Here is a 25646-nt window from a genome sequence, read left to right as displayed (position 1 = left end):
CCCATTCTGCCCAATTCACGCCCGATCGGTCGCGAGCGCGGCCGGAGACGACGATGCCCGGCGGGTCGCCCCGCCGGGCACGGTGTCGCCGCGGGCGGTCAGCCCTTGATGTACGGCTTGCCGTCGGCGGCCGGCGCCCGGACCTTGCCGACCAGCCCGGCCACGGCCAGGATCGTCGCCAGGTACGGCAGCATCGCCAGGAACTGGCTCGGGATGCTGCTGCCGATCGCGCCCAGGTAGGTGGCGAGCTGGTCGGCGAAGCCGAAGAACAGCGCCGCGAGCAGCGCGCCGGTCGGGCTCCACCGGCCGAAGATCAGCGCGGCCAGGGCGATGAAGCCCTTACCGCCGATCATGTTCTTGGTGAACGAGTAGAGCGCCAGCGTGTACGAGGCACCGCCGACACCGGCCACCAGACCGGCCAGGATCACGTTGCGGTAGCGCAGCCGCAGCACCTTCACGCCCAGCGTGTCCGCGGCGGTCGGGTGCTCGCCCACCGACCGCGTCCGCAGGCCCCACCGGGTACGGAACAGCGCCAGGTGGATGACGAGCACCAGCAGCAGGCCGAGGTAGAGGAAGATGTTGCCCCGGAACAGCGCCGGACCGAGCAGCGGGATGTCGGACAGCAGCGGGATCTCCCAGTTGCCGAACCGGGGCGCGCTGTTGTACTTCGCCGCGTCGGTCTGCATCAGCCGCTCGTAGAGGAAGCCGGTGATGCCGACCGCGAGCAGGTTGAGCACGATGCCCATGACCACCTGGTCGACCAGGTAGCGGATGGAGAACACGGCCAGCAGGAACGAGATGAACGCGCCGCCGATGGCGGCGGCCACCAGGCCCACCCAGACGCTGCCGGACATGCTGCCGAACAGCGCGCCGGAGAAGGCGCCCATCAGGAGCTGGCCCTCGATCGCCACGTTCACCACGCCGGAACGCTCGCAGAGCACACCGGCGAGCGCACCGAAGATCAGCGGCAGGGCCAGGATGAACGTGCCGCGGACGACGTTCACCAGCGGCATGAAGTTGCGGCCCTCGGGCGCGGCGGAGACCTGCCAGCACAGGAAGCTCAGCACGAAGGCGACCAGCCCGGCGCCGAGCAGCAGCGTGAACCAGCGCTTCGGCACACCGGCCAGCAGCGCCCCTCCGGCCGCGGCGGTGATCAGCCCGAACAGGATCGCGCCGACCGTACCGTTGATCTCCAGGGCGGCCCCGCCCTCGGTCTCGCTGAGCGTGAACCGCGCGTGCTGGTCGGTCGCGAGCGCGCCGAACAGCACCGCCGCGAGCACGCCGAGCGCCAGCAGGACCGCGCCGATCTTCCGGTTGCGGGTCCAGAAACCCTCGTCGACCGCGGTAACGGCGACCTCGGGGACAGCGGTGGTGGACATGCTCACCAGCCCTTCGCGAGGCTCGTCTGCAACCGGGCGGCGCGGGCCGCCCGGAGCTGGAAGATCGTCTTCACCAGGGCAGGCGCGGCGATGAAGATGACGATGAGCGCCTGGAGCACGGTGACCAGTTCCAGCGAGATGCCGGAGTACGACTGCATCCGGTTGCCACCGGCCTGGAGCGCGCCGAACAGCAGCGCGGCCAGCAGCACACCCCACGGCTTCACGCGGCCGAGCAGCGCGACCAGGATGCCGTCGAAGCCGATCTGCGCGATCACCAGCGGGGTCAGCGCGGTCGCTGTGGTGCCGAGCACCATGGTCGAGCCGCCCAGGCCGGCCAGCATGCCCGCGAACACCATCACCAGCACGTACGTCTTGGTCACGCTGATGCCGGCGGTGCGGGCCGCGTCCGGGTTCGCGCCCACGGCCCGCAGCTCGAAGCCGAGCGTGGAGCGGTTGAGCAGCCAGGCGATGAACCAGGTGGCCGCCACCGCGAGCAGGATGCCGGCGTGCACCCGCAGGTCGTCGCCGAGCAGGCGGGGCAACTGCGCGGAGGAGTCGACCGGCTTGCTGATGGCGTCCGACCGGTTCGGGTTCTGCACCCCGTTCTGGACGATGATCCAGGACAGGAAGTAGACCGCCACGTAGTTGAGCATGATCGTGTTGATCACCTCGTGCGCGCCGGCCCGTGCCTTCAGGATGCCGGGGATGAAGCCCCAGAGCGCGCCGCCGAGCGCGCCGGCGATCAGCGCCACCAGCAGGTGCACGACGGGCGGCAGCGGCAGCGCGAAGCCGGCCACGGCGGCCAGGATGACGGCGATCGTCGCCTGGCCCTGGGCGCCGATGTTGAACAGGCCGCCGCGGAAGGCGAGCGCCACCGACAGGCCGGTGAAGACGAGCGGCGCGGCGTAGGTGAGCGTCTCCGAGATCGGGCTGAGGGCGGCGGTGAAGCCGACCGCCTCCGGGTCGAAGATCGCGCCCTTGAACAGGTTCGCGTACGCCTCGCTGACCACCGTCCAGCTGGCGTTCAGCGCGTCCGTGGGACGGGCCGTGATGTAGCTGTAGGTGGCGAGCACCTCCGGGTCGGACACGATGATCAGCACCGCGCCGACCACCATGGCCAGCAGCACCGCGAGCACCGTCACGGTGAACGTGTTGGACGCCCAGAGGTTGTCCAGGAACATCCGGCCCATGCTCGGGCGGGACTCTCCGCCCGGAGCCGGCTTCTTCGCGGTCGCGGTGGCGGGCACCGTCTGCTCGGTGTCACCGGCCGGCTGCGTCGGCGTCGCCCGGGCCTCGCTCAGCGACTCCTGCGCCTCGGTCGCCGGCTCCTTGTCCGGTGAGCCCGAGTCGGGGTTCGGGTTGGTCATGCCTCGTCCTCGTTGCCAGGGCCGTCCTCGGTCGCGGTGGCGGCGTCCGGGGTGGCGGCGTCCGGGGTGATGCCGGCCATCAACAGGCCGATCTCCTCGCGCGGGGTGTCCGGGCCGACGATGCCGATGATCCGGCCGCGGTACATGACCGCGATCCGGTCGGCCAGGCCGATCACCTCGTCCAGTTCGCTGGAGACCACCATGACCGCGGTGCCGATGTCCCGCTCGCGGATGACCCGGCTGTGGATGAACTCGATCGAGCCGACGTCCACGCCCCGGGTGGGCTGGGCGGCGATGAAGAGCTTCAGCGGCCGGGACAGTTCCCGGGCCACGATCACCTTCTGCTGGTTGCCGCCGGAGAGCGTGCCGACCGCCGCGTCGGCCGAGGAGGTGCGGACGTCGAACTGCTCGATCCGCTCCCGCGCCGACTTCGCGATGGCGTCGGGCTTGAGCGACAGGCCCTTGCCGAACGGCGGCCGGTCGTAGATGTCCAGCACCAGGTTCTCCGCCACGGAGAACTCCTTGACCAGGCCGTCCACGCTGCGGTCCTCCGGCACGTAGCCGACGCCGGCGCGGAGCACCTTCTTGGTCGACCAGCCGTGCGTCGGTTCGCCGTCGAGGCTGATCGTGCCGGCGAGCACCGGGCGCAGGCCCATGATCGCCTCGATCAGCTCGGTCTGGCCGTTGCCCTGCACGCCCGCCACGCCGAGCACCTCACCGGCGTGCACGGTCAGGTCGACGCCGTCGACCGCGCGTACCTGCCGGTCGTCGTCCACGACCAGGCCGGCGACCTCCAGGATCGGCTTACCAGGGGTGGCCGGTTTCTTGTCCACGGTCAGCCGGACGCTGCGTCCCACCATCAGCGCGGCCAGCTCGTCCCGGCTGGCGCTCGGCTCGGCGGTGCCGACCGTCTTCCCGCGCCGGATCACGGTGATCCGGTCGGCGATGGCCTTCACCTCGCCCAGCTTGTGGGTGATGAACACGATCGACTTGCCGGCGGCCTTGAGCGACCGCATGACGGTGAGCAGTTCCTCGGTCTCCTGCGGCGTGAGCACGGCCGTGGGCTCGTCGAGGATCAGCAGGTCGACGTCGCGGGTGAGGGCCTTGACGATCTCCACCCGCTGCTGGATGCCGACCGGCAGGTCCTCGATCACCGCGTCCGGGTCGACCCGCAGGTTGTACCGCTCGGAGACCTCGGCGACCTCGCGCCGGGCGCGCCGCCGGTCGAGGATGCCGGCGAAGGGCCCCCTGACCTGCTCGGCGCCGAGCATCACGTTCTCGGCCACGGTGAAGACCGGCACCAGCATGAAGTGCTGGTGCACCATCCCGATCCCGGCGGCGATCGCGTCCGACGGGCCCTTCAGCTTCAGCGGCTTGCCGTCGACCAGGATCTCGCCCTCGTCCGGCTGGTAGAGGCCGTAGAGCACGTTCATCAGGGTCGACTTGCCGGCGCCGTTCTCGCCGAGCAGGGCGTGGATCTCTCCAGGCTCCACCGTCAGGTCGATGTGGTCGTTGGCGACCAGATCACCGAACCGTTTGGTGATGCCGCGCAGTTCGAGTCTCAGCGCAACCTCCTGGAGTGCGAGCGATGGTGCAGCGTAGCGACCTGCTGCGCCGCCACCACGCCGGGTGGGGATGTTCCGGGGGATTCAAGGTGATCGGCCGCCCCGGCACCGGGGGTACCTTCCCCGTGGCGCCGGGACGGCCGGATCGTCAGAGCTGGTGCCCGCCGGCCCTCGCTGCCGATGATGGCACCGCGGTGGCCGGCGGGGCTGTCACTTGGTCGGCTGGGCCTTCGAGGTGACGGTGATGGTGCCGGCGGCGATGTCCGCCTTGATCTTGTCGACCTCGGCCTTCAGGTCCGCCGGGACCTTGCTGTCGAAGTCGTGGTACGGGGCGATCGAGACGCCGTCGTTGGCCAGCGTGCCGACGAAGCCCGGGGTGGCCTCGAGCTTCTCGCCACCGGCGGCCTTCAGCGCGGCCTCCTTGACGGCGTCCGGGATGTTCTTGACCACGGTGGTCAGGATCGCCGAGCAGTCCGGGGTGCTCTCGCAGCCGTCGATGTCCACCCAGACGACCGAGTACTTGCCGCCCGAGGCCTTGGCCGCGGAGGTGGTGCCGAGACCGGCGCCACCGGCGACCGGCATCACGATGTCGGCGCCCTGCGCGACGAGCGCGTCGGAGACCTTCTTGCCCTCGTCCTGCTTCTCGAACGAGTTGGCGAAGGAGCCCTTCTGGGTGGCCTTGTCCCAGCCCAGCACCTGGACGTTCTTGCTCTTGGCCTTGTTGTAGTACGCCACGCCGTCGGCGAAGCCGTCCATGAAGATGGTGACCGGCGGGATCGGCAGACCGCCGTAGGTGCCGACCTTGCCGGACTTGCTCATCCCGGCGGCCAGGTAGCCGGCCTGGAAGCCCGCCTGCGCGGTGTCGAACTGCATCGGGTAGACGTTCGACACACCCGGGTTGGCGTCGACGATGGCGAACTGCTGGTTCGGGTTCTTCTCAGCCGCCGCCTTGGTGGCGTCCGACATCAGGCCACCGACGGCCAGGATGAAGTCGCACTTCTGGTTGACGAACCCGGTCAGGTTGACCTCGTAGTCCGCCTCGGCCTTCGACTGGACGTACTTGATGTCGATCTTGTCGTTCTCCTTCTTCGCCTCCTGCAGGCCCTTCCAGGCCGAGGCGTTGAAGGACTTGTCGTCGACGCCGCCGACGTCGGTCACCATGCAGGCGCTGAACTTCTTGCCGCCGTCGCCGCCGGCGTTGTTGTCGTCGTCCGGAGCCTCACCACACGCGGCAGCGCCCAGCACGAGTCCACCCGCCGCAATGACGGAGGCGATCCGCATCCCACGCACAGAGCGCAAGACGTCTCCTTCCCCTTGCACACCGCGTCGTGCGCGGCGTGCAGCCCTTCGCCGGCCTGCGGTGTGCCGCCGGCGTCCCACGTTACGGACGGGAGCGTACGCCCGCGCCCACCCACCGGCCGACAATCGTGCACGACTGTTGAGCGTCCGTTACCCCGGTGTAACCCTTGCGTGGGGCACGTCACTTATCCGGCCGGTAGGCGTGCGTGGCGGTGTCGCGAACGTCCGTTTTCCCGAGCTTCCCCGACTTGCGGCGAACTAACGCCAGAACACCGCGACGGCCGCGTTGACCAGCGTCAACCCGACGATCGCGAGGAAGTGGCCACGGTTGACGCTCTCCCGCTTCCGGGAGAAGAAGACCATGACGAAGATGAGCAGCGCGAGCACCAACTTGGTAACAAGTTTCGCCGGGGCCGGCTCGTCCCCGTCCCGCAGCGGAGCGGACAGCCCGATGCCGGTGAGGATCTGGATGATCGCGCCCCAGAGCATGGCCGCATTGATCCGCAGCCGGCCGGTGACGTACTGGGCGATCGCACCACCGAGCAGCAGCGCGAAGCCGATCAGATGGACGTAGAGAAGAATCAGTCGAAGAGCTTCCACGCGCCCCATCCTCCCCCATCAACGACGCAACGTAGTAGTCACCCCGCCGACCGCCGTCATACCGTGACCCACTCCCCTTCCCCGCGATCTTGCAGTTGCCGCCCCGGCAGACGCCACTAACCGGACACGAGGTGGGCCATTTCTGCAAGATCGCGGGAGAGAGGGGGGTCAGTCGTCGTCCGGGTCGTCGAGGCGGGCCAGCCACGTGGCGAACCGCTCGATCGGGGTCTCGAACTCCGGGTTCAGGTCGATGAAGTCACGCAGCCGCTCGCCCAGCCACTCCATGCTGACCTGCTCGTCGCCACGGCGCTCGACCAGCTCCTCGATGCCACGGTCGGTGAAGTACACGGTGTTCCTCTCGTCGTCGTACGGCAGCGGCCCGCCCCGGGTCGGGACGGGCCGCTGCCGGTGGTGTCACGGGCGGGGGAGAGCCGCCTCGATCAGCGCGTTCTGCTCGACCTCGTGCATCTTCGCCGAGCCGACCGCCGGAGCGGCGGCGGCGGGGCGGGAGATGCGCCGCAGCCGCACCTCGGGCAGGTGCTCCAGCAGGTTGAGCGCGACGAACGACCAGGCGCCCTGGTTGGCCGGCTCCTCCTGGACCCAGGCGAAGTCCTCGGCGTTCGGGTACTGCGCCAGCGCGGCCCGGACCTCCTCGACGGGCAGCGGGTAGAGCTGCTCCATCCGGAGGATCGCGGTGTCGGTGACGCCCCGCTCCTGCCGGGCCTGGAACAGGTCGTAGTAGACCTTGCCCGAGCAGAGCAGCACCCGCTTGACCTGCTCCGGCGCCGGAGCCGCGGTGTCGGCCAGCACAGGCTGGAACGTCCCGGTGGTGAAGTCCTCCACCGGCGACACGCAGAGCTTGTGCCGCAGCAGCGACTTCGGCGTGAACACCACCAGCGGCTTGCGCTTGGGCGACAGGGCCTGGCGGCGCAGCAGGTGGAAGTAGTTCGCCGGGGTGGTCGGGATGGCCACCCGCATGTTGTCCTCGGCGCAGAGCTGGAGGAACCGCTCCGGGCGGCCGGAGGTGTGGTCCGGGCCCTGGCCCTCGTGGCCGTGCGGCAGCAGCAGGGTCACCGCGGAGCGCTGACCCCACTTCACCTCGCCGGAGGAGATGAACTCGTCGATCACCGACTGGGCGCCGTTGACGAAGTCACCGAACTGGGCCTCCCAGGCCACCAGCGCGTTGATGTTCTCCACCGAGTAGCCGTACTCGAAGCCCATGGCCGCGTACTCGGAGAGCAGCGAGTCGTGGACGAAGAAGCGCGACCGCTCGCCGTCGGCGGTGAGCGACTTCAGCGGCAGGTAGTCCTCGCCGGTCTTGGCGTCGACCACCGAGGCGTGCCGCTGGACGAACGTGCCGCGACGCGAGTCCTGCCCGGCGAGCCGGACGGTGACGCCGTCGTGCAGCAGCGTGCCGAACGCGATGATCTCGGCGAAGCCCCAGTCGATGCCGCCCTCGACGGACATCTTGCGACGCCGCTCCAGCAGCTGCTGGATCCGCTTGTGCGGGGTGAAGCCCTCCGGCAGGTTGACGTGCGCCTCGCCGATCGCCTTGACCACGGCGGCGTCGGTGGCGGTGTCGACCTGCGGCTCCGGCTCGTCCTCCCGCGCCGGGCGGCTGAGCTGACGCGGGGTGGTCGCGGCGTCCCGGGTGGCCTTGAAGACCCGCTCCAGCTGCGACTGGTAGTCGCGCAGCAGCTCCTCCGCGTCCTCCACGGTGATGTCGCCGCGCCCGATCAGCTCCTCGGTGTAGAGCTTCCGGACCGACCGCTTCGAGTCGATGATCTTGTACATCTGCGGGTTGGACATCGACGGGTCGTCGCCCTCGTTGTGCCCGCGCCGGCGGTAGCAGACCATGTCGATCACGACGTCCTTGTTGAACGCCTGCCGGTACTCGAACGCGAGCCGGGCCACCCGGACCACGGCCTCCGGGTCGTCGCCGTTCACGTGGAAGATCGGCGCCTGGATCATCCGGGCCACGTCGGTGCTGTAGAGGCTGGACCGGCTGTACTCCGGGGCGGTGGTGAAGCCGACCTGGTTGTTGACGACCACGTGCACGGTGCCGCCGGTGCGGTAGCCGCGCAGCTGGGAGAGGTTGAGCGTCTCGGCGACCACGCCCTGGCCGGCGAAGGCGGCGTCACCGTGCACCGCCAGCGGCAGCACGGTGTAGCCCTCCAGCTTGAGGTCGATCCGGTCCTGCTTGGCCCGGACTATCCCCTCCAGCACCGGGTCGACGGCCTCCAGGTGCGACGGGTTCGCCACCACCGACACCTTGACCGCGTGCTCGCCGTCCGGGGTGGTGAACTTGCCGTTCTGGCCGAGGTGGTACTTCACGTCGCCCGAGCCCTGCGTGGACCGCGGGTCGAGGTGCCCCTCGAACTCGGAGAAGATCTTCTCGTACGGCTTGCCGACGATGTTCGCCAGCACGTTGAGCCGGCCGCGGTGGGCCATGCCGATGACGACCTCGTCCAGCCCGGCCTCGGCGGAGCACTCCAGCACCTCGCCGAGCAGCGGGATCAGCGACTCGCCGCCCTCCAGCGAGAAGCGCTTCTGGCCGACGTACTTGGTCTGCAGGAACGTCTCGAACGCCTCGGCGGCGTTGAGCCTGTTCAGCACGTGCTTCTGCTCGTCGGAGCTGGGCTTCTCGTACTTGCGCTCGACCCGCTCCTGGATCCAGCGCCGCTCCTCCGGGTCCTGGATGTGCATGTACTCGATGCCGACCCGGCGGCAGTACGAGTCGCGCAGCACGCCGAGGATCGAGCGCAGCTTCATCCGCTGCTGACCGGCGAAGCCGTTGACCGGGAAGACGCGGTCGAGGTCCCACAGCGTGAGCCCGTGCTGGAGCACGTCCAGGTCCGGGTGCTTGCGGATCTTGAACTCCAGCGGGTCGGTGTCGGCCATCAGGTGGCCGCGGACCCGGTACGCGTGGATCAGCTCGTGCACCCGCGCGGTCTTGTTGATCTGGCCCTCGCTGTCGACGGCCACGTCGCGCATCCAGCGCACCGGCTCGTACGGGATCCGCAGCGAGGTGAAGATGCCGTCGTAGAAGCCGCGCTCGCCGAGCAGCAGCTCGTGCATGACCTTCAGGAACTCGCCGGACTGCGCGCCCTGGATGATCCGGTGGTCGTACGTGCTGGTCAGCGTGATGACCTTGCTGACCGCGTTCTCGGCCAGCGTGGCCTCGCTCATGCCCTGGTAGGGGGCCGGGTATTCCATCGCGCCGACGCCGATGATGGCGCTCTGCCCCTGCATCAGGCGCGGGATGGAGTGCACGGTGCCGATGCCGCCCGGGTTGGTCAGCGAGATCGTGGTGCCGGAGTAGTCCTCCATGGTCAGCTCGTTGCGGCGGGCGCGCCGGACCACGTCCTCGTACGCCTGCCAGAACTGCCGGAAGTCCATCTGCTCGCAGCCCTTGATGGACGGCACCACCAGGTTGCGCGAGCCGTCCGGCTTGACCAGGTCGATCGCGATGCCCAGGTTGACGTGCTCCGGGCGGACCATCGCCGGCTTGCCGTCGACCTCGGCGAAGGAGTTGTTCATCTCCGGGTGCTCGACGACCGCACGGACGAGCGCGTACCCGATCAGGTGGGTGAAGCTGACCTTGCCACCGCGACCGCGGGTCAGGTGGTTGTTGATCACGATGCGGTTGTCGACGAGCAGCTTGGCCGGGACGGCGCGCACGCTCGTGGCGGTCGGGACCGACAGCGACGCGTCCATGTTCTGCACGATCTTGGCGGCGACGCCGCGCAGCGGCGTGGTGCCCGCGGCGCTCGCGGTCGGCGCCTTGGCGGCCGGCTTGGCCGGGGCGGACTTCTTGGCCGGCTCAGGGGCCTTCGCCGCCGGCTTGGCGGCGGGCTTGGCCGGGGCGGGCGCGGCCTTGGGGGCGGCCTTCGGCTCCGCCTTGGCGGCGGGCTGCTCCTTGACCGTGGCCACTGCTTCCTGCTGCTCGGCCGGCTCCGGCTTCGCGGCCGGCTTGGCCTGCCCGTCCGGGCGCGGCGTGGCGGCGCCCGGGGCCGGCCGGTAGTCGGCGAAGAAGTCGTGCCAGGCCGAATCGACGCTCGAGGGGTCGGCGAGGTATCGCTGGTACATCTCCTCGACGATCCACTCGTTCGGGCCGAAACCCGCCAGTGGGTTCTCCTGCGAAGTCTGCTGGGTCGACACGGCCGCTAATCGCCTCTTTCACGCGGTTGTGAATGTCACGGTGGCCCCCGGTGACCCCCGGTTGCCGACGCTGGGTAAACCGATGCCAAGGCTACGCCGTGCGCTGCGCGCAGGCATTCTCGCCTCCGGCTGGTGGTCCGTTTCACAGAAGATGCCAGAAGTTCGGCAAACGCTGCGTGATCCGCCGACTCCTGCTAGACGAGCAGGACCCCGGCCGACGACGTCCGTCATCGACCGGGGTCCGCCCCGACCACGAGGTCAGGAGATGTCGCGCTTGCGGATCGTGGCCACGCCGATCGCGCCGGCCACCACCGCGTATCCGATCAGCACGAGGGCGCCGGCCCACTGCGGCGGGTTGCCCGGGATGTCCGTGTCGCCGCCCACCATGAGCCCGGAGGCCAGCGACGGGACCAGCAGCTGGAGCTTGTTGATCCAGTCGCCGTACCGTGCCGCGAGGAGGCTGAGGACGATGACCGCGCCGATCGCGCCGCCCAGGTAGAACAGGATGCCGGTCACCGTGGCGCCGATCTGGCTGCGGATCAGCACGCCGAGCCCGACGCCGAGCACCGACCAGAGCAGGTAGGCCAGGCCGTTGAGCGCGATCGCCCGCCAGACGGCGCCGCTGCCGAGCTGCGAGCCGACGTCCACCGAGTTGAGGATCAGCGGCGAGATGATCAGGTTCAGCACGGTGGTGACGAGCCAGAACAGCAGCGCCAGCACGCCGGCCGCGGCCAACTTGGCCAGCATCACCGCGGTGCGGTGCGGCGCCGTGAGGAACGTGGTGGTCACCGTCTGGTGGAAGAACTCGCTGGTCACCACCACGATGCCCAGCAGCAGCACGATGAGCAGCCCGAAGAACTGGCCGTTGGTGTAGAGGTTGGCGGCCAGGTTGTCGGCGGCCGAGATGGCCTGCAACTGGTCGGACTGGTCGGCCGGCACCTCGCCGAAGTCCCCGCCGGCCAGCGCCTCGGTCTGCAACCAGTTGAAGAACAGCGTGAGCGCCCACAGCGCCAGGCTGATCAGCCCGAAGATCCACCAGGTGCTGGTGGTACGGATCTTGAGCAGTTCGGATCGGACCAGCGTCATCGGATCTCCGCCTTTCCGGCCGTCAGCTCCAGGAAGACCCCTTCGAGGTCGGGGCGCTCGGTGGTCAGCTCGTGCAGCTCGACCTTGGCGGCCAGCGCGACCCGGCCCACGGTCGGCGCGTCCACGCCGGTCACCAGCAGCGCGCCGTGCGGGTCGGTGTCGACGGTGGCCGACTGCTCGCGCAGCGCCGCGGCCAGTTCGTCGGCCTGCGGGGTACGCACCCGTACCTGCACGTCGTGCGTCATCGAGGCCATCACCTGGTCGACCGGACCCTGCCGGACCAGCTTGCCGGCCGCGATGATCACCACGTCGTCGGCGAGCAGCTGCATCTCGGAGAGCAGGTGGCTGGAGACCAGCACCGTACGCCCCTCGGCGGCCAGCCCCTTGAGGAAGCCGCGCATCCAGCGGATGCCCTCCGGGTCCAGGCCGTTGGCCGGCTCGTCCAGGATCAGCACCTGCGGGTTGCCGAGCATCGCGGCCGCGATGCCGAGCCGCTGCTTCATGCCGAGCGAGTAGCCCTTGAACTTGCGCTTCGCCGCGGGCGAGAGCCCGACCAGGGCGAGCGCCTCGTCGGCGCGCTCCTTCGGCAGGCCCGCCGCCGCGCAGATCACCCGCAGGTGGTTGATGCCGGTGCGGCCCTTGTGCGCGCTGGACGCCTCCAGCACCGCGCCGACAGTACGCAGCGGGTCGGTCAGGTCGGCGTACCGGCTGCCGCCGATGGTGGCCGTGCCGGCGCTCGGCGTCACCAGGTTCAGCAGCATGCGCAGCGTGGTCGTCTTACCGGCGCCGTTGGGGCCGAGGAAGCCGGTGACCCGGCCCGGCTCGACCGTGAACGACAGGTTGTCCACCGCGCGGACGGTCTTGTATTGCTTGGTCAGGCCGGACACGATGATCTGGCCGGTCCCGGCACTGGGGCGTGGCTGCCCGTCGGACATCATTCTCCTCTCCTGCCCCGGCGGGCTCGACGCGCGCCGGTGGGGGCGCCGTTGCGGGGGCGCCCCGCAACAGCCTTCCAACCCGGCGCAAGGGGGTCAATCAGGCGGGACGCGTACGCGCCGTCCTCCTCAGGGAGGAGATCAGGCCGTCGGCAGCGCCACCCAGGTGGCCCGGGCGCGGCCGAGCAGCGCGCCGTCCGAACCGTACAGGCTGGTGTGCACCTCGGCCTTGCGTCCCTCGCCGCCGACGGCGAGGCCGGTCACCACGCACTCGTCGCCGGGCCGTGGCAGCGCCGTGACCTGCGCGGCGATCCGCCCCAGCACGTACGGCCGGCCGGGCGCCAGCACCGCCCAGCCGCCCGGGCAGTCCAGCGCCGCCCACACCGTCGCGGGCACCACAGCGGCCGGCGCGCGGAACGGCGCGGCGGTCCGCCCGTCCGGCAGCCGCCCCGGGAAGATCCGCAGCCCGTCCGGGTTCGCGGGTCCGCAGACGTAGCAGCGGGGGAACGGGTGGTCGACCAGACCGGGGTACGCCCGCGCGGCCTCGGCCGCCGTCGCCGGGTCCACCGGCGGCACCACCGCGTCGACCGGCTCGACCCGGCGTACCTGGGCGACCAGGCGGCCGTCCGGGTCGCGTACCTCGCCGTCGGCTGCGGTCAGCGGGGTGTCCAGCGGCGGCGGCCGGCGCAACGTGACCTCCACCGGGCCCCGGTCGTCGATCAGCGCGGCGAAGATCCCGGCGCTCCAGCCGCCGTTGCCGGAGCCGTCCGGTCCCTGGAAGCGGGCCTCGACCAGCATGTGCACCTCCGGGTCCACCGCCGCCGGCGCCGTCGCGGGCGGTCCGCCCGGCAGCCTCGCACACGCCGCTCCCGCCCCGGCCGTCCCGGTTCGCACACCACCGCCGGCCGTCGTTCACCGGATCGACACCCCTCGTCCCGTCCGGTGGCAACCCGGGGCACCTACACAGGAGTCATGGCTGTCCTGCACGCCGCTGGCGCACCGCTCACGACCAGCGGTTACACCCTGCTGATCGCCGACGACCCGGCACTGGTCGCGGCCGCGCAACGCCTGCGCCACGAGGTGTTCGCCGGCGAACTCGGCGCCACCGTGCCGACCGCCGCGACCGGACTCGACACCGACGAGTTCGACGCGTACTGCGACCACCTGGTGGTGCTGCGCGAGGGCACCGGCGAGGTCGTCGGCACGTACCGGCTGCTGCCGCCCGGCCGCACCGACCGCCGTTACGCCGACGCCGAGTTCGACCTGGGCCCGCTGGCCCCGCTCCGCGACGACCTGGTCGAGGCGGGCCGCTCCTGCGTCCACCCGGACCACCGCACCGGTGCCGTGATCAACCTCATGTGGGCCGGGATCTGCCGCTACCTGCACCTGCGCGGTGTCCGCTGGCTCGGTGGCTGCGCCTCGGTGCCGGTCGCGGACGGCGGGACCGCCGCCGCGCAGGTGTGGGCCGAGGTCACCGCCCGGCACCTCGCCCCGCCGCTGCTGCGGGTCACCCCGCGCCGGCCCTGGTTCGCCGAGGCGCCGGCCGCCGACCTCGCCGCGCTCACCCCGGCGCAACGCCGGGCGCTCGTGCCGCCGCTGCTGCGCGGCTACCTGCGGCTCGGCGCCTGGGTGGCCGGCGAGCCCGCGTACGACAGGGACTTCGGCTGCGCCGACTTCTACGTGTTGTTCTCGCTGGACCGGATGAACCCGCGCTACCTGCGGCACTTCCTCGGCGAGGCCGGGTCGTGACCGCCGTCGCCGTTCCCAAGGTCGGCGCGGGCCCGGGCGCCGGTGTCGACGGGGCGGGTCTGTGGCGGCCCGCCTCGGGCTGCGGGCCGGACTGCCTGCCGCCGCCCGCCGCCCCGGACGTGTCGCGGCTGCGCCGGGCGGGACGGCTGCTCGGCGTACTCGGCATGCTGCTGGCCGGGACGGGTCTGGCCGTCCTGCTGCCGCTGCTGCCCGCCGCCCGGGGCCGGGCCGCGTTGCGCGGCTGGGCGCTGTGGACGCTGCGTACCCTCGGGGTCCGGCTGCTGGTCCGCGGGCGGGCGCCGCGCGGGCGCGCGCTGCTGGTCGCCAACCACGTCTCCTGGCTGGACGTCCTGGCGGTGCTCGCCGTGTCGCCGGCCCGGATGCTGGCGAAACGCGAGGTCCGGCGCTGGCCGCTGGTGGGCGCCCTGGCCGCCGCGGCGGGCACCGTCTTCGTGGACCGGTCCCGGCCGCGTGACCTGCCGGCCACCGTCGCTCAGGTGGCCGGCGCGCTGCGATCCGGGCGGTCGGTGGCGGTGTTCCCGGAGGGTACGACCTGGTGCGGCGCCGCCACGGACTGCCGCCCGAGCGGCGGCTTCCGCCCGGCGATGTTCGAGGCCGCCGTGGCGGCGGGCGCGCCGGTGGTGCCGTTGCGCATCGGCTACCGGTACGCGGGCGATCCGAGCACGCTGCCCGCCTTCCTCGGCGAGGAGACGCTCTGGGCATCGGTACGCCGGGTGCTCGCCGCCCGGGGCCTGACCGTGTCGGTGACGCTGAGTGCCGCGCTGCACCCGGGCGAAGGCGCGGACCGCAGGTCGCTGGCCCGGATCGCGGAGGCCGCGATCCATCCGTCCCCTCGACCGCCGCTCGCGACACAGCTCGACCTGGCGGCTTGACCTGCGGGACGTCAGGGACGCGACACAGTCGCGATAGTGTCTTGTTCAGTCGCGATGTATCGCGTTATGCTCCTCGCAACACCTGGCGCGCCGTGGATCGGCACGCCGACGAGGGGAGCGCGTCATGGCCAGTTGGACGGTCGACAACCCGCAGCGCATCACGCTGGACGAGCCGATCACCCGGCTCGACGCCGAGCTGATCAGCGGCCGGCTGAACGTGGTCGGCGCCGACGGGCCGGCCCGGGTCGACGTGACCCGGATCAGCAACCGCCCGCTCCTCGTCGAGGTACGCGACGGGCGGCTGACGATCCGGCACAAGCGCAAGCCCGGCCTGCTCGGCATCTTCTCCTGGTTCGGCAACCGGATCCGGGCCGAGGTGTCGGTAGCCGTTCCGCCGGACGTGCTCGCCACCCTGTCGGTGGTCAGCGGCGCGCTCGTCGCCTCCGGGCTGCGCCGGGAGACCCGGGTCGACGTCACCTCCGGGCAGGTCACGCTGCGCGGGCTGCGGGGGCGCACCAGCGCCAAGGTCATCTCCGGGCCGGTCGAGGCGCTCGGCATCGGCGGCGACCTGGACCTGGAGACGGTCTCCGGTGAGCTGATCCTGGCCGACAGCGCGCCCGAGCGGGTCCGCGCCCACGCCGTCTCCGGCTCGATCACCTGCGACCTGGACAACCCGCGCGGCAGCGAGATCCGGCTCAGCGCCATCTCCGGCAGCATCACCGTGCGGGTCCGCGAGGACAGCGACCTCACCGTGCACCTGCACACCACCTCCGGCAAGATCACCAGCGGCTTCCCGCAGGTGGACAGCGGTGGGCGCGGCCTCGGCTCGATCAAGGACAGCCACGGCGTGCTCGGTGGGGGTGCGGGTAGGCTCTGGGCCTCCGCGACCTCCGGCAGCATCGCGCTGCTCGCCCGCCCGGTCGCGCCCGCCGACCATGTGGAGGACGTGCCGTGACCGCCGTGTTCAGCCACGGCCGGCTCCGCCTCTACCTGCTGAAGCTGCTCGACGACGGCCCGAAGCACGGCTACGAGCTGATCCGTCTGCTGGAGGAGCGCTTCCTCGGCCTGTACGCGCCCAGCGCCGGCACCATCTACCCGCGCCTGCAACGACTGGAGGCGGAAGGGCTCGTCACGCACACCGCCGCGGGCGGGCGCAAGGTCTACGACATCACCGAGGCGGGCCGCGCCGAACTGCGGCAGCGCGCCGACGAGCTGTCGACGCTGGAGAGCGACATCGGTGCCGCCGTCGAGGATCTCTCCGCGCTGGCCGGGGAGATCCGCACCGAGGTACGCGGCTCGGTGCGCGACCTGAAGCGGGAACTGCGCGAAGTGGCCCGGCAGACCCGGCAGGGCGGCTGGACGGCGTCCGCCGGCGCCCGGCCGGCGGGCGACGGGGGATCGCCCCGCCCGGACGACTCGCCGCTGCTCGCCGACTTCGACCAGCGGCTGGCCGCGTTCACCGTCGAGGTCGGGGCGCTGGTCCGGGCCCGGCGGCTCAGCGACAACCAGCTCCGTACCGCGATCCGGCTGCTCGACGGCGCGCTGGAAGGGCTGCGGCGGCTGCTCCGCTGATCTCACAGGTTGTTTCCAGCCGGCACCCAGCGCGACCGCAGCCGGAGCGCGGATGATGGGTGCCATGGCGGCTACCCAGACCGAGGCCCGGCTTCTCGTCGTCGAGGACGATCCCAACATCCTCGAACTGCTCTCCGCGAGCCTGCGCTTCGCGGGCTTCGACGTGGCCACCGCGACCAGCGGCAGCGCCGCCCTGAACGCCGCCAAGGACCACCGGCCCGATCTGGTGGTGCTCGACGTGATGCTGCCCGACCTGGACGGCTTCGAGGTCATCCGGATGCTGCGCGAGGGCGGAACCCGTACCCCGGTGGTCTTCCTGACCGCGCGCGACGCCACCGACGACAAGATCCGCGGGCTGACCCTGGGCGGCGACGACTACGTCACCAAGCCGTTCAGCCTGGAGGAGCTGACCGCGCGGATCCGGGCCGTGCTGCGGCGTACCGCGACCGGCGAGCAGGCACCGTCCCGCCTCACCTTCGCCGACCTGGAGCTGGACGAGGAGACGCACGAGGTGCACCGGGCCGGCCAGCGGGTGCAGCTGTCGCCGACCGAGTTCAAGCTGCTGCGGTACCTGATGCTCAACGCCAACCGGGTGCTCAGCAAGGCGCAGATCCTCGACCACGTCTGGAACTACGACTTCCGCGGTGACGACAACATCGTCGAGTCCTACATCTCCTACCTGCGGCGCAAGGTCGACAACACCCAGCCCCGGCTGATCCACACGCTCAGGGGAGTGGGTTACGTGCTCCGCAAGCCGGCGGCGTGAACGTCGTCGACGACGCGAAGGGCAGGCTGCGCAGCGTCCCGCTCCGGCTGAAGCTCGTCGCCGCCGTCCTCGCGCTCGTGGCCGTGGCGCTCGTCGTGATCAGCGGCCTGACGGCGTTCCTGCTGCGCAACTACCTGATCGGGCAGGCGGACGACCAGCTTCGCGGCGGCGCGTACACGGTGGCCAACACGCTCGACAAGGCCGGCGGCGGCCCGATCAAGATCACCATTCCGTCGGACTACGTGGCGTCCGTCATGGCACCCGGCGAGTTGCCGGAAGAGCCGACGCGCTACGAGAACCTGCGCGAAGAGGAACTGCCCCGCTTCCCCACCGAATTCGCGGGCTACCAGGAGCGGGTGGGTGACCCGTTCACCGTGCGCTCCGAGGACGGCCGCAGCCGGTGGCGGATGCTCTACACCGCCCTGCCCGACGGGCGGATCATCGCGCTCGGGCAGCACCTCACCGGCGTCGACTCCGCGGTCGGGCGACTGGTGTGGATAGACCTCCTGGTCGGGGGCGCGGTGCTGATCTCGCTGGCGTCCGTCGGCGCCGGGATCGTCCGCACCAGCCTGAAGCCGCTGGTGGAGATAGAGCGGACGGCGGCGGCCATCGCCGGTGGCGACCTGACCCGGCGCGTGCCCGACCCGGAGGAGGGGCGGTCGTGCCCGACCTCCGAGCTGGGCCGCCTGTCCCGGGCACTGAACGCCATGCTGGCGCAGATCGAGGCCGCGTTCACCGCGCGGGCCGCCTCCGAGGCGGCGGCGCGCAGCGCCGAGATGGGCGCGCGGGACGCCGCCGCGTACGCGCAGGCGTCGGAGGCGCGGGCCCGCCGGTCCGAGGAGCGGATGCGGCAGTTCATCGCCGACGCCTCGCACGAGCTGCGCACGCCACTGACCACCATCCGGGGCTTCGCCGAGCTGTACCGGCAGGGCGCGGCCCGGGCGCCGGAGCAGACCGCCGACCTGCTGCGCCGCATCGAGGACGAGGCGTCCCGGATGGGTCTGCTGGTGGAGGACCTGCTGCTGCTGGCCCGGATGGACCGGGAACGGCCGATCGCGTTGAGCCCGGTCGAGCTGCCGGTGCTCGCCTCGGACGCGGTGGAGGCGGCCCGGGTGGTCGACCCGGACCGGCGGATCGAGCTGGAGCGGGAGCCGGGCTCCGGCCCGCTGGTGGTGCTCGGCGACGACGCCCGGCTGCGCCAGGTGATCGGCAACCTGATGACGAACGCGCTCACCCACACCCCGCCGGACGCCTCGGTGACGCTGCGGCTGCGGTCGGAGGCGGGCAACCTCGCCGTGGTGGAGGTGGCGGACACCGGTCCCGGGCTCACCCCGGAGCAGGCCGAGCGGGTCTTCGAGCGGTTCTACCGGGTGGACGCCGCGCGGACCCGCCGGGCCGGCGGACCGATCAGCACCGGCCTCGGCCTGGCCATCGTGGCCGCGCTCGTCGCCGCGCACCACGGCACCGTCGAGGTGGCGGAGACGCCCGGTGGCGGGGCGACGTTCCGGGTGAAGCTGCCGCTGCTGCCCGAGGCGCCCGAGCCGGGCGAGTGACATTCAGAAAACTTCCAGGCTGATTCCAGGCTGGTGACAGTGCAACGGGGAAAGCTGGTGGCATGACCGAGCACGAGACCGATCCGCAGCGGTCGCCGGCCCCCGCCGACGCCGAGCCGTCGCACCACACCGCCGAGCTGCCCCGCGTCGAGAGCGGGACGTCGGACTCCTCCACCACCCCGGCCGCGGCGTCGGTTCCGGCCGACTCCCCGGCCGCCGGAACCAGCACGCCCGCCGGGCACACGAACCCGGCGGAGAGCGCCGGGAACACCGCGCCCGCCGGGCCGTACCCGCCGCAGCCGGCGACGCCGTCCGCGCCGCCGTACCCGGCCTCGGGGCAGCCGCAGCAGCCCCACCCCTGGTACGGGCAGCAGCAGCACCAGCAGGGCGGCTGGAACCAGCAGGCCGCCACCGGCTACCCGGCCACGCAGCACGGTGGGCCGGTGCCCTCGTACCAGGCGCAGCCGTACCAGACGCAGCAGGGCTACCAGTCGTACCAGCCCGGCCAGCCGATGCCGCAGTGGGGCCCGCAGCAGCCGGCCCGCCCCAGCCGGGCCGGGAAGTTCGTCGGCGCGGGCGCGCTGGCACTGGTCCTGATGCTCGGCTCCGGCGCGGCCGGCGGCGCGCTCGCCCTCGCGCTCGACGAGGGCGGACCCACCCGCACCTACTCCGCCGCCCCGGTGATCAACAGCGCCGACCTGCCCAAGATCGCGGCCTCCGTCCAGGACAGCATCGTCACGATCATGACGAACAGCGGTGAGGGCTCCGGGGTGATCCTCAGCGCCGACGGGTTCGTGCTCACCAACAACCACGTCGTCGCCGGCGCCGGTGGCGACACCGTGCGGGTGGTCTTCGCCGACGGCAAGAGCGCCTCCGCGAAGATCGTCGGCACCGACCCGAAGACCGACCTCGCGGTGGTCCAGGCCAGCGGCGTGAGCGACCTGAAGGCGGCCAAGTTCGGCGACAGCGACGCCATGCAGGTCGGTGACCAGGTGCTCGCCCTGGGCAGCCCGCTCGGCCTCCAGGGCTCGGTCACCGCCGGCATCCTCAGCGCCCGCGACCGCACCATCCAGGCGGGGGAGGGCGGCCAGCAGAACCCGCAGCAGGGCGCCAGCTCGATCTCCGGCCTGCTCCAGACCGACGCCCCGATCAACCCGGGCAACTCCGGCGGCGCGCTCGTCAACACCCGGGGCGAGGTGATCGGCATCAACACCGCCATCGCCACCGCCGGGCAGGGCAGCACCGGAAACATCGGCGTCGGCTTCGCCATCCCGAGCAACAAGGCCAAGGACGTGGCCGAGAAGCTCCAGCGCGGCGAGAAGATCAGCCACCCCTCGCTCGGGGTGAGCGTGAACGGCGCCGAGGACGGCGGGGCGCTGGTCGCCGCCGTCACGCCCGGCAGCCCCGCCGAGAAGGCCGGCCTCCAGCGCGGCGACGTGATCACCAAGTTCGGCGACAAGGTGATCAACGACTCGAACGACCTGGTCGGCGCCGTGCAGGCCGGCAAGGTCGGTGACCGGGTCGAGGTGCAGTACAAGCGGAACGGATCCACCGAGAACGCAACCGTGACGCTCGCCGAGACGTCATAGTCCCGAAGACCTGCCTCCCTCCCGGGCGGCGGGTGACGGAGCCAAGGGGGTTGGCTCCGTCACCCGCCGCCCCTCCTCGTTTCTCACCCGGTACGGGTGAGCACGCCTCACCCGTACCGGCGGCAGGCTCGGGGCATGACCACCACGTCCGCCCTGCGTACCGACCAGGAGATCCAGCGCGACGTCCTCGCCGAACTGGACTGGGACGCGCAGACCCGGGCCACCGAGGTCGGCGTGACCGTGTCGCGGGGCGTCGTCACGCTCACCGGGCAGGTGGACAGCTACGCCCGGCGGTGGGCCGTCGAGCGCTGTGCGCACCGGGTACGCGGCGTACGGGCGGTCGCCAGTGACCTGGCGGTCGATCTGCCCGCCACGGACCTGCGTACCGACGCCGACATCGCGATCGCGGCGAGCCGGGCGCTGGAGTGGGACAGCTTCGTGCCCGCCGAGCGGCTGGACGTGACGGTGGCCGACGGCTGGGTGATGCTGCGCGGTGAGGTCGAGTTCGGCTTCCAGCGCCGTACCGCCGAACGGGAGCTGCGCCGGCTGCGCGGCGTACGCGGCGTGACGAACCTGGTCGAGGTGCGTCCACCGACCCCGCCGAGCGACGAGCAGAAGCGGCTCGACCTGCGCAGCCTGCTGCTGCGGCGCACCGGAACCGAGCGGATCGACGCCCGGGTCGACGGCGACACGGTGGTGCTCGACGGCGTGGTGAGCGCCTGGTGGCAGCGGGAGGACGCGGAACGGGCCGCCTGGGCGCTGCCCGGCGTACGGGAGGTGCACGTCGGGATCGTGGTGGCCGGCTGACCGGTTGTCGTTTACCGCGGGCCGGGTCGGGAACCCGCGCCCAGCGGGGGTACGCCGGGGACCGACGGGGAGGACTCGTGGCCGTGAACCAGCAGTCCTCGGAGCGCGCGTGGGCCGGTCCCTTGCGGATCGCCATGGTGGTGCCGCCGTGGCTGTCCGTGCCGCCGCCCGGCTACGGCGGGCTGGAGACGGTGGTGGCGGGCCTCGTCGACGCGCTCGTCGACCGGGGGCACCGCGTCACGTTGTTCGGCGCCGGCACCGAGCACGGAACCGCCGCCGACTTCGTCTCCACCTGCGACGACCTCCAGTACGAGCGGATGGGCGAGTCGCTGCCCGAACTGGCGCACCTGGCCCACGTGGACCGCCTGGTCGACCCGGCCGGCTTCGACCTGATCCACGACCACACCACGATCGGCCCGATGGTGGCCGGCCGTCGCCGGGTGCCCACCGTGGCCACCGTGCACGGCAACCCGGTCGGCGAGTACGGCACGGTGCTCGGCAACACCGACAACGGGGTGGGACTGGTCGCGATCTCGCACACCCAGCGCCGGGCGAACCCGGGGCTGCCCTGGGCCGGCACCGTGCACAACGCGATGCCGCTGCGGGACATCCCGCGCAAGCGCAGCCCGGGCGCGGGCCCGGTGCTCTGGTTGGCCCGGTTCAGTCCGGACAAGGGCCCGGACGTGGCGATCGCGGCCTGCCGGGCGGCCGGGCTGCCGCTCACGCTCGCGGGCAAGTGCAACGAGCCGGCCGAGCGCCGCTACCTGGAGCAGGTGGTCCGGCCACTGCTCGGCGACGACGTGACGCCCGTGGTGAACGCCGACCGGGCGACCGCGCTGCGGATGCTGCTGGACGCCCGCTGCCTGATCATGCCGATCCAGTGGGCGGAGCCGTTCGGCATGGTGATGGTGGAGGCGATGGCGACCGGTACGCCGGTGGTGGCGCTCGGCCGGGGCGCGGTGCCGGAGCTGGTCCGTGACGGGGTCACCGGTTTCGTCTGCGACGACCCGGGCGAGCTGCCGGCGGCGTTGCGGGCGGCGGCGGACCTGGACCCGGCGGACTGCGTGGCGCACGTGGCGGAGAACTTCTCGGTGGAGCGGATGGCCGCCGACTACGAGGCGGTCTACCGGGGCTTCCTGGCCGTGCGGGAGCCCGCACGGGCACCCCGGACGGTCGCGCCGGCCGTCGGCTGACCCGTCAGGTCTGCCCGGCCACGAGTTCCGCCGCTGCGGCGTCGAGTCGCCGCGCGTACCCGGGGCTGATGCTGCCCTCGCGGCGACGCTCGTCGATCTTGCTGCGGAGCCGGTCCACGGCGGCGGTCACCTCGGTCCCGCCGTTCGCGGCGACCGCGTTGCGCAGCAGGTTCCGCAGGTCCACCCCGACGTCCTCGCGGATCTGGCCCTCGGTCAGCCCGGCCTCGATCAGCCCGTCCACCCGTTCGGCGGCGTCGGCCTGACCGGCGGCCGGCGGGCGGGCGCCGCCTGTCGACGGCGGAGTAGTCGGCGCGGGCGGCGGCGTGGTGGCCGGCGCCTCGGTCACCGGCGGTTCGGTCGTCGACGGCTGTACCGGCCCGGCGGTCGGCAGCACCCGGGGGTCGGCGGGCCGGTCCGGTGTCAGAGCGGATGCCAGCAGCACCGCCGCGGCGACCACTGCGACGCCGACGGCCGCCAGCGTGAGGGTCCGGCGCCGGCCCGGCGCGGCGGCCGGGACCGGCGGCGCGTCGGGGACCTGTCCCGGCTCCGGAACCGGCGGCGCGGCGGGAACCTGCCCCGATTCCGGGACCGGCGGCGCGGCGGGAACCTGGTCCGGGGCCGGCGGCGCGGCCGGGCCGGCCGGCGGCGGGGAGGTCAGCGCGGGCAGCGTCATGGTCGGCGCCAGCATGGTGGCCGCCTGCGGGTCCGCGGGCAGCATCTGGTCGCGCAGCACGGCGGCGACCCGGCGCGCGGTGGGCCGGCGACGCGGGTCGCGGGCCAGGCAGCGCAGGCAGATCTCCGCGACCGGGCCGGGCAGTCCCGGTACGTCGTCCAGTGTGGGCTCCGGGCTGTCCGCCAGCGCCGCGCTCAGTTGCTCCCAGGTCTCCGCCGGGTACGGCGGCTGCCCGGTGAGCGTCTCGAACAGCAGCACGCCGAGCGAGTACACGTCGGTGGCGGGCTGGGCGGGCGCGCCGTCGAGCCGTTCCGGGGCCACGTACGCCGGGGTGCCGAACGTCCCGCCGTCCTCGTCGTCGTCCGGCGTGCCGATCCGGGTGGCGATGCCGAAGTCGAGCACCTTCGCGCCGGTGGCGGTCATCATCACGTTGGCCGGGGTCACGTCGCGGTGCACGATGCCGAGCCGGTGTGCCGCGGCCAGCGCCTCGGCCACCTGCGCGCCGGTCTCCACCGCCGTCGGCCAGGGCAGCGGCCCCTGGGTCAGCAGGTGTTCCAGCTCCTCGCCGCTGAGCAGCTCCATCACCACGAACGAGGTGATCGAGCCGTCCGGGGCCACCGTCTCGCCGTAGTCGTGCACGGCGGTGACGTGCGGATGGTCGAGCTGGGCGGCCGAGCGGGCCTCCTCGCGCACCATGTCGCGGAACCGCGCGTCGGCGGCGAGCGAGGGGGCGAGCACCTTCACCGCCACCACCCGGTCGAGCACCTCGTCGCGGGCACGCCAGATCACCGACATGCCACCGGCGCCGATCCGGTCGATGAGCCGGTACCGCCGGGCCAGCAGACGGCCGGCTTGGAGTGTCGCCATCTAGCTCGCACCTGCCTGGGCTCGGGAGCGCTATCAGGTTGCGTGAATGTGTCTTACCTGTCAACAGTCCCCACGGAGCCGATCGCGAGGCGTGCGTCGGCGATGGCTCGCCGTGACGGCCGGGACCAGCGGGGACGGCCCGCCCGGCCGGTTGTGGGCCGCGTGCCAGGATGAACGCATGGCAGCGGGTCCGGTGGCGTTCGTGCTCGGCGGCGGGGGAGTGCTCGGCGCGGTCGAGGTGGGGATGCTGCGTGCTCTGTTCCGCGCGCGGATCAAACCCGACCTGGTGCTGGGCACGTCGATCGGCGCGGTCAACGGCGCCCTGGTCGCCGCCGACCCGACCGAGGCGGTCACCGACCGGCTGGTCCGGCTCTGGGCGTCACCCGAGGCCAGCGAGGTGTACGGCGACTCGGTCGCCCGGCAGCTGCGCCGGTTCGCCGCCCGTACCCACCTGCACTCGCCCCGCCCGCTGTACCGCCTGCTGGAGAGCACGCTGGGCGAGGAGACCACCTTCGCCGACCTGGCCGTGCCGTTCCGCTGCTGCGCCGCGAACATCGAGCGTGCGGCCGAGCACTGGTTCCACACCGGACCGCTGGTGCCGGCGGTGCTCGCGTCCGCCTCGGTGCCCGGTCTGCTGCCCCCGACCCAGATCGACGGCCAGCACTACATCGACGGCGGGGTGGTCAACTCGATCCCGGTCGGCGAGGCGGTCCTGCTCGGCGCGAAGCAGATCTTCGTACTCCAGGTGGGCCGGATCGAACGCGAGCTGAGCCCGCCGCGCCGCCCCTGGGAGATCGCCCAGGTGGCGTTCGAGATTGCCCGCCGGCACCGGTTCGCGCGGGAGATGGCGGCACTGCCCGAGGACGTCGAGGTGCACGTGCTGCCCACCGGCGGGCTGGAGCCGCGCGACGACAGCCCGTGGGCGTACCGGGACACGGCGGCGGTGGGACGGCGGATCAGCCGGGCGTACACTGCCTCCCGCCGATACCTGGACACCGCGCTGGAGCGCTGAATGCCGCTGCCACCCCGCTGGCTACGCCGGCTGGTGCTCGCTCCTGGAGTGGTGCTGCTGGCCGTCCTCGTGGTGACCACGCTGCCCGGCTGGGCGCTGCTGGCGCTCGCCGCGTCCCCGCTGGTGCCGGGACGGCTGCGCCCGCTGCGGCTGCTCTGGATCGGCACCGTCTACCTGGTCTGGGACGCCGCCGCGCTGCTCGCCCTGTTCCTGCTCTGGCTCGCCTCGGGCTTCGGCGCGTACAAGCGCGCACCGGCCTTCCAGCGGGCCCACTACGTGCTGGCCGGCTGGTTCCTGCGGATCATGTTCTGGCAGGCTCGGTGGACGCTGCGGCTGAGCATCGACGTGGTCGGCACCGACCCGGACACCGCCCTGCCGGGCCGGCCCGAACTGGTGGTCTGCCGGCACGCCGGGCCCGGCGACTCGTTCATCCTGATCCACGCGCTGGTGAACTGGTTCAAGCGGGAACCCCGGATCGTGCTCAAGGAGACGCTCCAGTGGGATCCGGCCATCGACGTGCTGCTCAACCGGCTGCCCAACCGGTTCATCGCGGCCGGGCCGGACGGGCGGGGGTCGGTGG

The 25646-nt window shown here is 72.2% G+C and carries 21 protein-coding genes and 1 pseudogene; 11 read left to right on the top strand and 11 right to left on the bottom strand.

Annotated features, from left to right (window positions below; genetic code table 11):
* Window positions 1–98: 98 nt before the first annotated feature.
* The 10 genes from EAD96_RS05945 to EAD96_RS05900 form a co-directional block, all read right to left on the bottom strand.
* The gene (locus EAD96_RS05945; protein WP_091415370.1) at window positions 99–1379 is read right to left on the bottom strand and encodes an ABC transporter permease; all 1281 of its coding nucleotides are present in this window, start codon (window positions 1377–1379) and stop codon (window positions 99–101) included.
* Window positions 1380–1381: 2 nt separating this feature from the next.
* A complete protein-coding gene (locus EAD96_RS05940; RefSeq protein WP_120571695.1) occupies window positions 1382–2746 on the bottom strand; it encodes an ABC transporter permease in 1365 nt (454 codons plus the stop codon).
* On the bottom strand, window positions 2743–4251 hold the full coding sequence (locus EAD96_RS05935) for an ABC transporter ATP-binding protein (RefSeq protein WP_358193801.1): 1509 nt from the start codon (window positions 4249–4251) through the stop codon (window positions 2743–2745). The genes EAD96_RS05940 and EAD96_RS05935 overlap by 4 nt, the downstream gene beginning before the upstream one ends.
* A gap of 270 nt (window positions 4252–4521) precedes the next feature.
* Complete coding sequence (locus EAD96_RS05930; protein ID WP_162959377.1) at window positions 4522–5592, bottom strand: BMP family protein; 1071 nt, start codon at window positions 5590–5592, stop codon at window positions 4522–4524.
* 276 nt (window positions 5593–5868) lie between these two features.
* Entirely contained in the window at window positions 5869–6210 is a 342-nt protein-coding gene (locus EAD96_RS05925; RefSeq protein WP_091415352.1) for a hypothetical protein, read from the bottom strand.
* Between the two features lie 168 nt (window positions 6211–6378).
* Window positions 6379–6558, bottom strand: coding sequence for a DUF6104 family protein (locus tag EAD96_RS05920; RefSeq protein WP_013288341.1), 180 nt, complete (start codon window positions 6556–6558; stop codon window positions 6379–6381).
* A 66-nt stretch (window positions 6559–6624) separates the two neighbouring features.
* Window positions 6625–10371, bottom strand: a complete 3747-nt coding sequence (locus EAD96_RS05915; RefSeq protein ID WP_121683545.1) for a multifunctional oxoglutarate decarboxylase/oxoglutarate dehydrogenase thiamine pyrophosphate-binding subunit/dihydrolipoyllysine-residue succinyltransferase subunit — start codon at window positions 10369–10371, stop codon at window positions 6625–6627.
* Window positions 10372–10629: 258 nt separating this feature from the next.
* Window positions 10630–11457: an ABC transporter permease gene (locus tag EAD96_RS05910; RefSeq protein ID WP_121683544.1), complete on the bottom strand. Its 828-nt coding sequence runs from the start codon at window positions 11455–11457 to the stop codon at window positions 10630–10632.
* Window positions 11454–12392, bottom strand: coding sequence for an ABC transporter ATP-binding protein (locus tag EAD96_RS05905; protein ID WP_120574144.1), 939 nt, complete (start codon window positions 12390–12392; stop codon window positions 11454–11456). The genes EAD96_RS05910 and EAD96_RS05905 overlap by 4 nt, the downstream gene beginning before the upstream one ends.
* A gap of 141 nt (window positions 12393–12533) precedes the next feature.
* On the bottom strand, window positions 12534–13190 hold the full coding sequence (locus EAD96_RS05900) for a hypothetical protein (RefSeq protein ID WP_121683554.1): 657 nt from the start codon (window positions 13188–13190) through the stop codon (window positions 12534–12536).
* A gap of 174 nt (window positions 13191–13364) precedes the next feature.
* On the opposite strand from EAD96_RS05900, the gene EAD96_RS05895 reads away from it, so the two are divergent.
* The 9 genes from EAD96_RS05895 to EAD96_RS05855 all read left to right on the top strand — a co-directional run bounded on the left by EAD96_RS05895 (window position 13365) and on the right by EAD96_RS05855 (window position 22514).
* Window positions 13365–14141 (top strand): GNAT family N-acetyltransferase, encoded by a 777-nt coding sequence (locus EAD96_RS05895; RefSeq protein WP_121683543.1) that lies wholly within the window; start codon window positions 13365–13367, stop codon window positions 14139–14141.
* A 59-nt stretch (window positions 14142–14200) separates the two neighbouring features.
* Window positions 14201–15034 carry a 1-acyl-sn-glycerol-3-phosphate acyltransferase gene (locus tag EAD96_RS05890; RefSeq protein ID WP_199733078.1) on the top strand — a complete coding sequence of 278 codons (834 nt, stop codon included), beginning with the start codon at window positions 14201–14203 and terminating at the stop codon, window positions 15032–15034.
* Window positions 15035–15158: 124 nt separating this feature from the next.
* Window positions 15159–15989 carry a DUF4097 family beta strand repeat-containing protein gene (locus EAD96_RS05885; RefSeq protein ID WP_091422383.1) on the top strand — a complete coding sequence of 277 codons (831 nt, stop codon included), beginning with the start codon at window positions 15159–15161 and terminating at the stop codon, window positions 15987–15989.
* Window positions 15986–16606: a PadR family transcriptional regulator gene (locus EAD96_RS05880; RefSeq protein ID WP_121683541.1), complete on the top strand. Its 621-nt coding sequence runs from the start codon at window positions 15986–15988 to the stop codon at window positions 16604–16606. The genes EAD96_RS05885 and EAD96_RS05880 overlap by 4 nt, the downstream gene beginning before the upstream one ends.
* 64 nt (window positions 16607–16670) lie before the next feature.
* Window positions 16671–17372 (top strand): response regulator transcription factor, encoded by a 702-nt coding sequence (locus tag EAD96_RS05875; RefSeq protein ID WP_030271847.1) that lies wholly within the window; start codon window positions 16671–16673, stop codon window positions 17370–17372.
* Entirely contained in the window at window positions 17369–18925 is a 1557-nt protein-coding gene (locus EAD96_RS05870; protein ID WP_121683540.1) for a cell wall metabolism sensor histidine kinase WalK, read from the top strand. Before EAD96_RS05875 ends, EAD96_RS05870 begins: the two co-directional genes overlap by 4 nt.
* Before the next feature lie 62 nt (window positions 18926–18987).
* Window positions 18988–20514, top strand: a complete 1527-nt coding sequence (locus EAD96_RS05865) for a S1C family serine protease (RefSeq protein WP_121683539.1) — start codon at window positions 18988–18990, stop codon at window positions 20512–20514.
* 135 nt (window positions 20515–20649) lie between these two features.
* The gene (locus EAD96_RS05860; RefSeq protein ID WP_121683538.1) at window positions 20650–21321 is read left to right on the top strand and encodes a BON domain-containing protein; all 672 of its coding nucleotides are present in this window, start codon (window positions 20650–20652) and stop codon (window positions 21319–21321) included.
* 134 nt (window positions 21322–21455) lie between these two features.
* The gene (locus EAD96_RS05855) at window positions 21456–22514 is read left to right on the top strand and encodes a glycosyltransferase family 4 protein (RefSeq protein WP_233585478.1); all 1059 of its coding nucleotides are present in this window, start codon (window positions 21456–21458) and stop codon (window positions 22512–22514) included.
* A gap of 4 nt (window positions 22515–22518) precedes the next feature.
* Here the strand turns inward: EAD96_RS05855 and EAD96_RS31775 are convergent, their stop codons facing one another.
* Window positions 22519–24054, bottom strand: coding sequence for a serine/threonine-protein kinase (locus tag EAD96_RS31775; protein ID WP_121683536.1), 1536 nt, complete (start codon window positions 24052–24054; stop codon window positions 22519–22521).
* A 178-nt stretch (window positions 24055–24232) separates the two neighbouring features.
* On the opposite strand from EAD96_RS31775, the gene EAD96_RS05845 reads away from it, so the two are divergent.
* Window positions 24233–25066: a patatin-like phospholipase family protein gene (locus EAD96_RS05845; protein ID WP_091422409.1), complete on the top strand. Its 834-nt coding sequence runs from the start codon at window positions 24233–24235 to the stop codon at window positions 25064–25066.
* Window positions 25067–25646, top strand: a pseudogene (locus EAD96_RS05840) (1-acyl-sn-glycerol-3-phosphate acyltransferase); the annotation flags it as partial. It lies immediately after the preceding gene.

Source organism: Micromonospora sp. BL1 (genome assembly GCF_003667485.1).
GTDB classification, from domain to species: Bacteria; Actinomycetota; Actinomycetes; order Mycobacteriales; family Micromonosporaceae; genus Micromonospora; species Micromonospora tulbaghiae.
Note: the sequence above shows the minus strand (reverse complement) of the source record. Positions and strands in the feature narration are given on the sequence as shown.

Excerpts from the sequence above, each read along its gene's own strand:
- EAD96_RS05905 (WP_120574144.1), bottom strand. The coding sequence starts at position 12,392 with ATGTCCGACGGGCAGCCACGCCCCAGTGCCGGGACCGGCCAGATCATC.
- EAD96_RS05910 (WP_121683544.1), bottom strand. The coding sequence starts at position 11,457 with ATGACGCTGGTCCGATCCGAACTGCTCAAGATCCGTACCACCAGCACC.
- EAD96_RS05895 (WP_121683543.1), top strand. The coding sequence starts at position 13,365 with ATGGCTGTCCTGCACGCCGCTGGCGCACCGCTCACGACCAGCGGTTAC.
- EAD96_RS05900 (WP_121683554.1), bottom strand. The coding sequence starts at position 13,190 with ATGCTGGTCGAGGCCCGCTTCCAGGGACCGGACGGCTCCGGCAACGGC.
- EAD96_RS05885 (WP_091422383.1), top strand. The coding sequence starts at position 15,159 with ATGGCCAGTTGGACGGTCGACAACCCGCAGCGCATCACGCTGGACGAG.
- EAD96_RS05865 (WP_121683539.1), top strand. The coding sequence starts at position 18,988 with ATGACCGAGCACGAGACCGATCCGCAGCGGTCGCCGGCCCCCGCCGAC.
- EAD96_RS05855 (WP_233585478.1), top strand. The coding sequence starts at position 21,456 with ATGGTGGTGCCGCCGTGGCTGTCCGTGCCGCCGCCCGGCTACGGCGGG.
- EAD96_RS05930 (WP_162959377.1), bottom strand. The coding sequence starts at position 5,592 with ATGCGGATCGCCTCCGTCATTGCGGCGGGTGGACTCGTGCTGGGCGCT.
- EAD96_RS05875 (WP_030271847.1), top strand. The coding sequence starts at position 16,671 with ATGGCGGCTACCCAGACCGAGGCCCGGCTTCTCGTCGTCGAGGACGAT.
- EAD96_RS05845 (WP_091422409.1), top strand. The coding sequence starts at position 24,233 with ATGGCAGCGGGTCCGGTGGCGTTCGTGCTCGGCGGCGGGGGAGTGCTC.
- EAD96_RS05945 (WP_091415370.1), bottom strand. The coding sequence starts at position 1,379 with ATGTCCACCACCGCTGTCCCCGAGGTCGCCGTTACCGCGGTCGACGAG.
- EAD96_RS31775 (WP_121683536.1), bottom strand. The coding sequence starts at position 24,054 with ATGGCGACACTCCAAGCCGGCCGTCTGCTGGCCCGGCGGTACCGGCTC.
- EAD96_RS05940 (WP_120571695.1), bottom strand. The coding sequence starts at position 2,746 with ATGACCAACCCGAACCCCGACTCGGGCTCACCGGACAAGGAGCCGGCG.
- EAD96_RS05860 (WP_121683538.1), top strand. The coding sequence starts at position 20,650 with ATGACCACCACGTCCGCCCTGCGTACCGACCAGGAGATCCAGCGCGAC.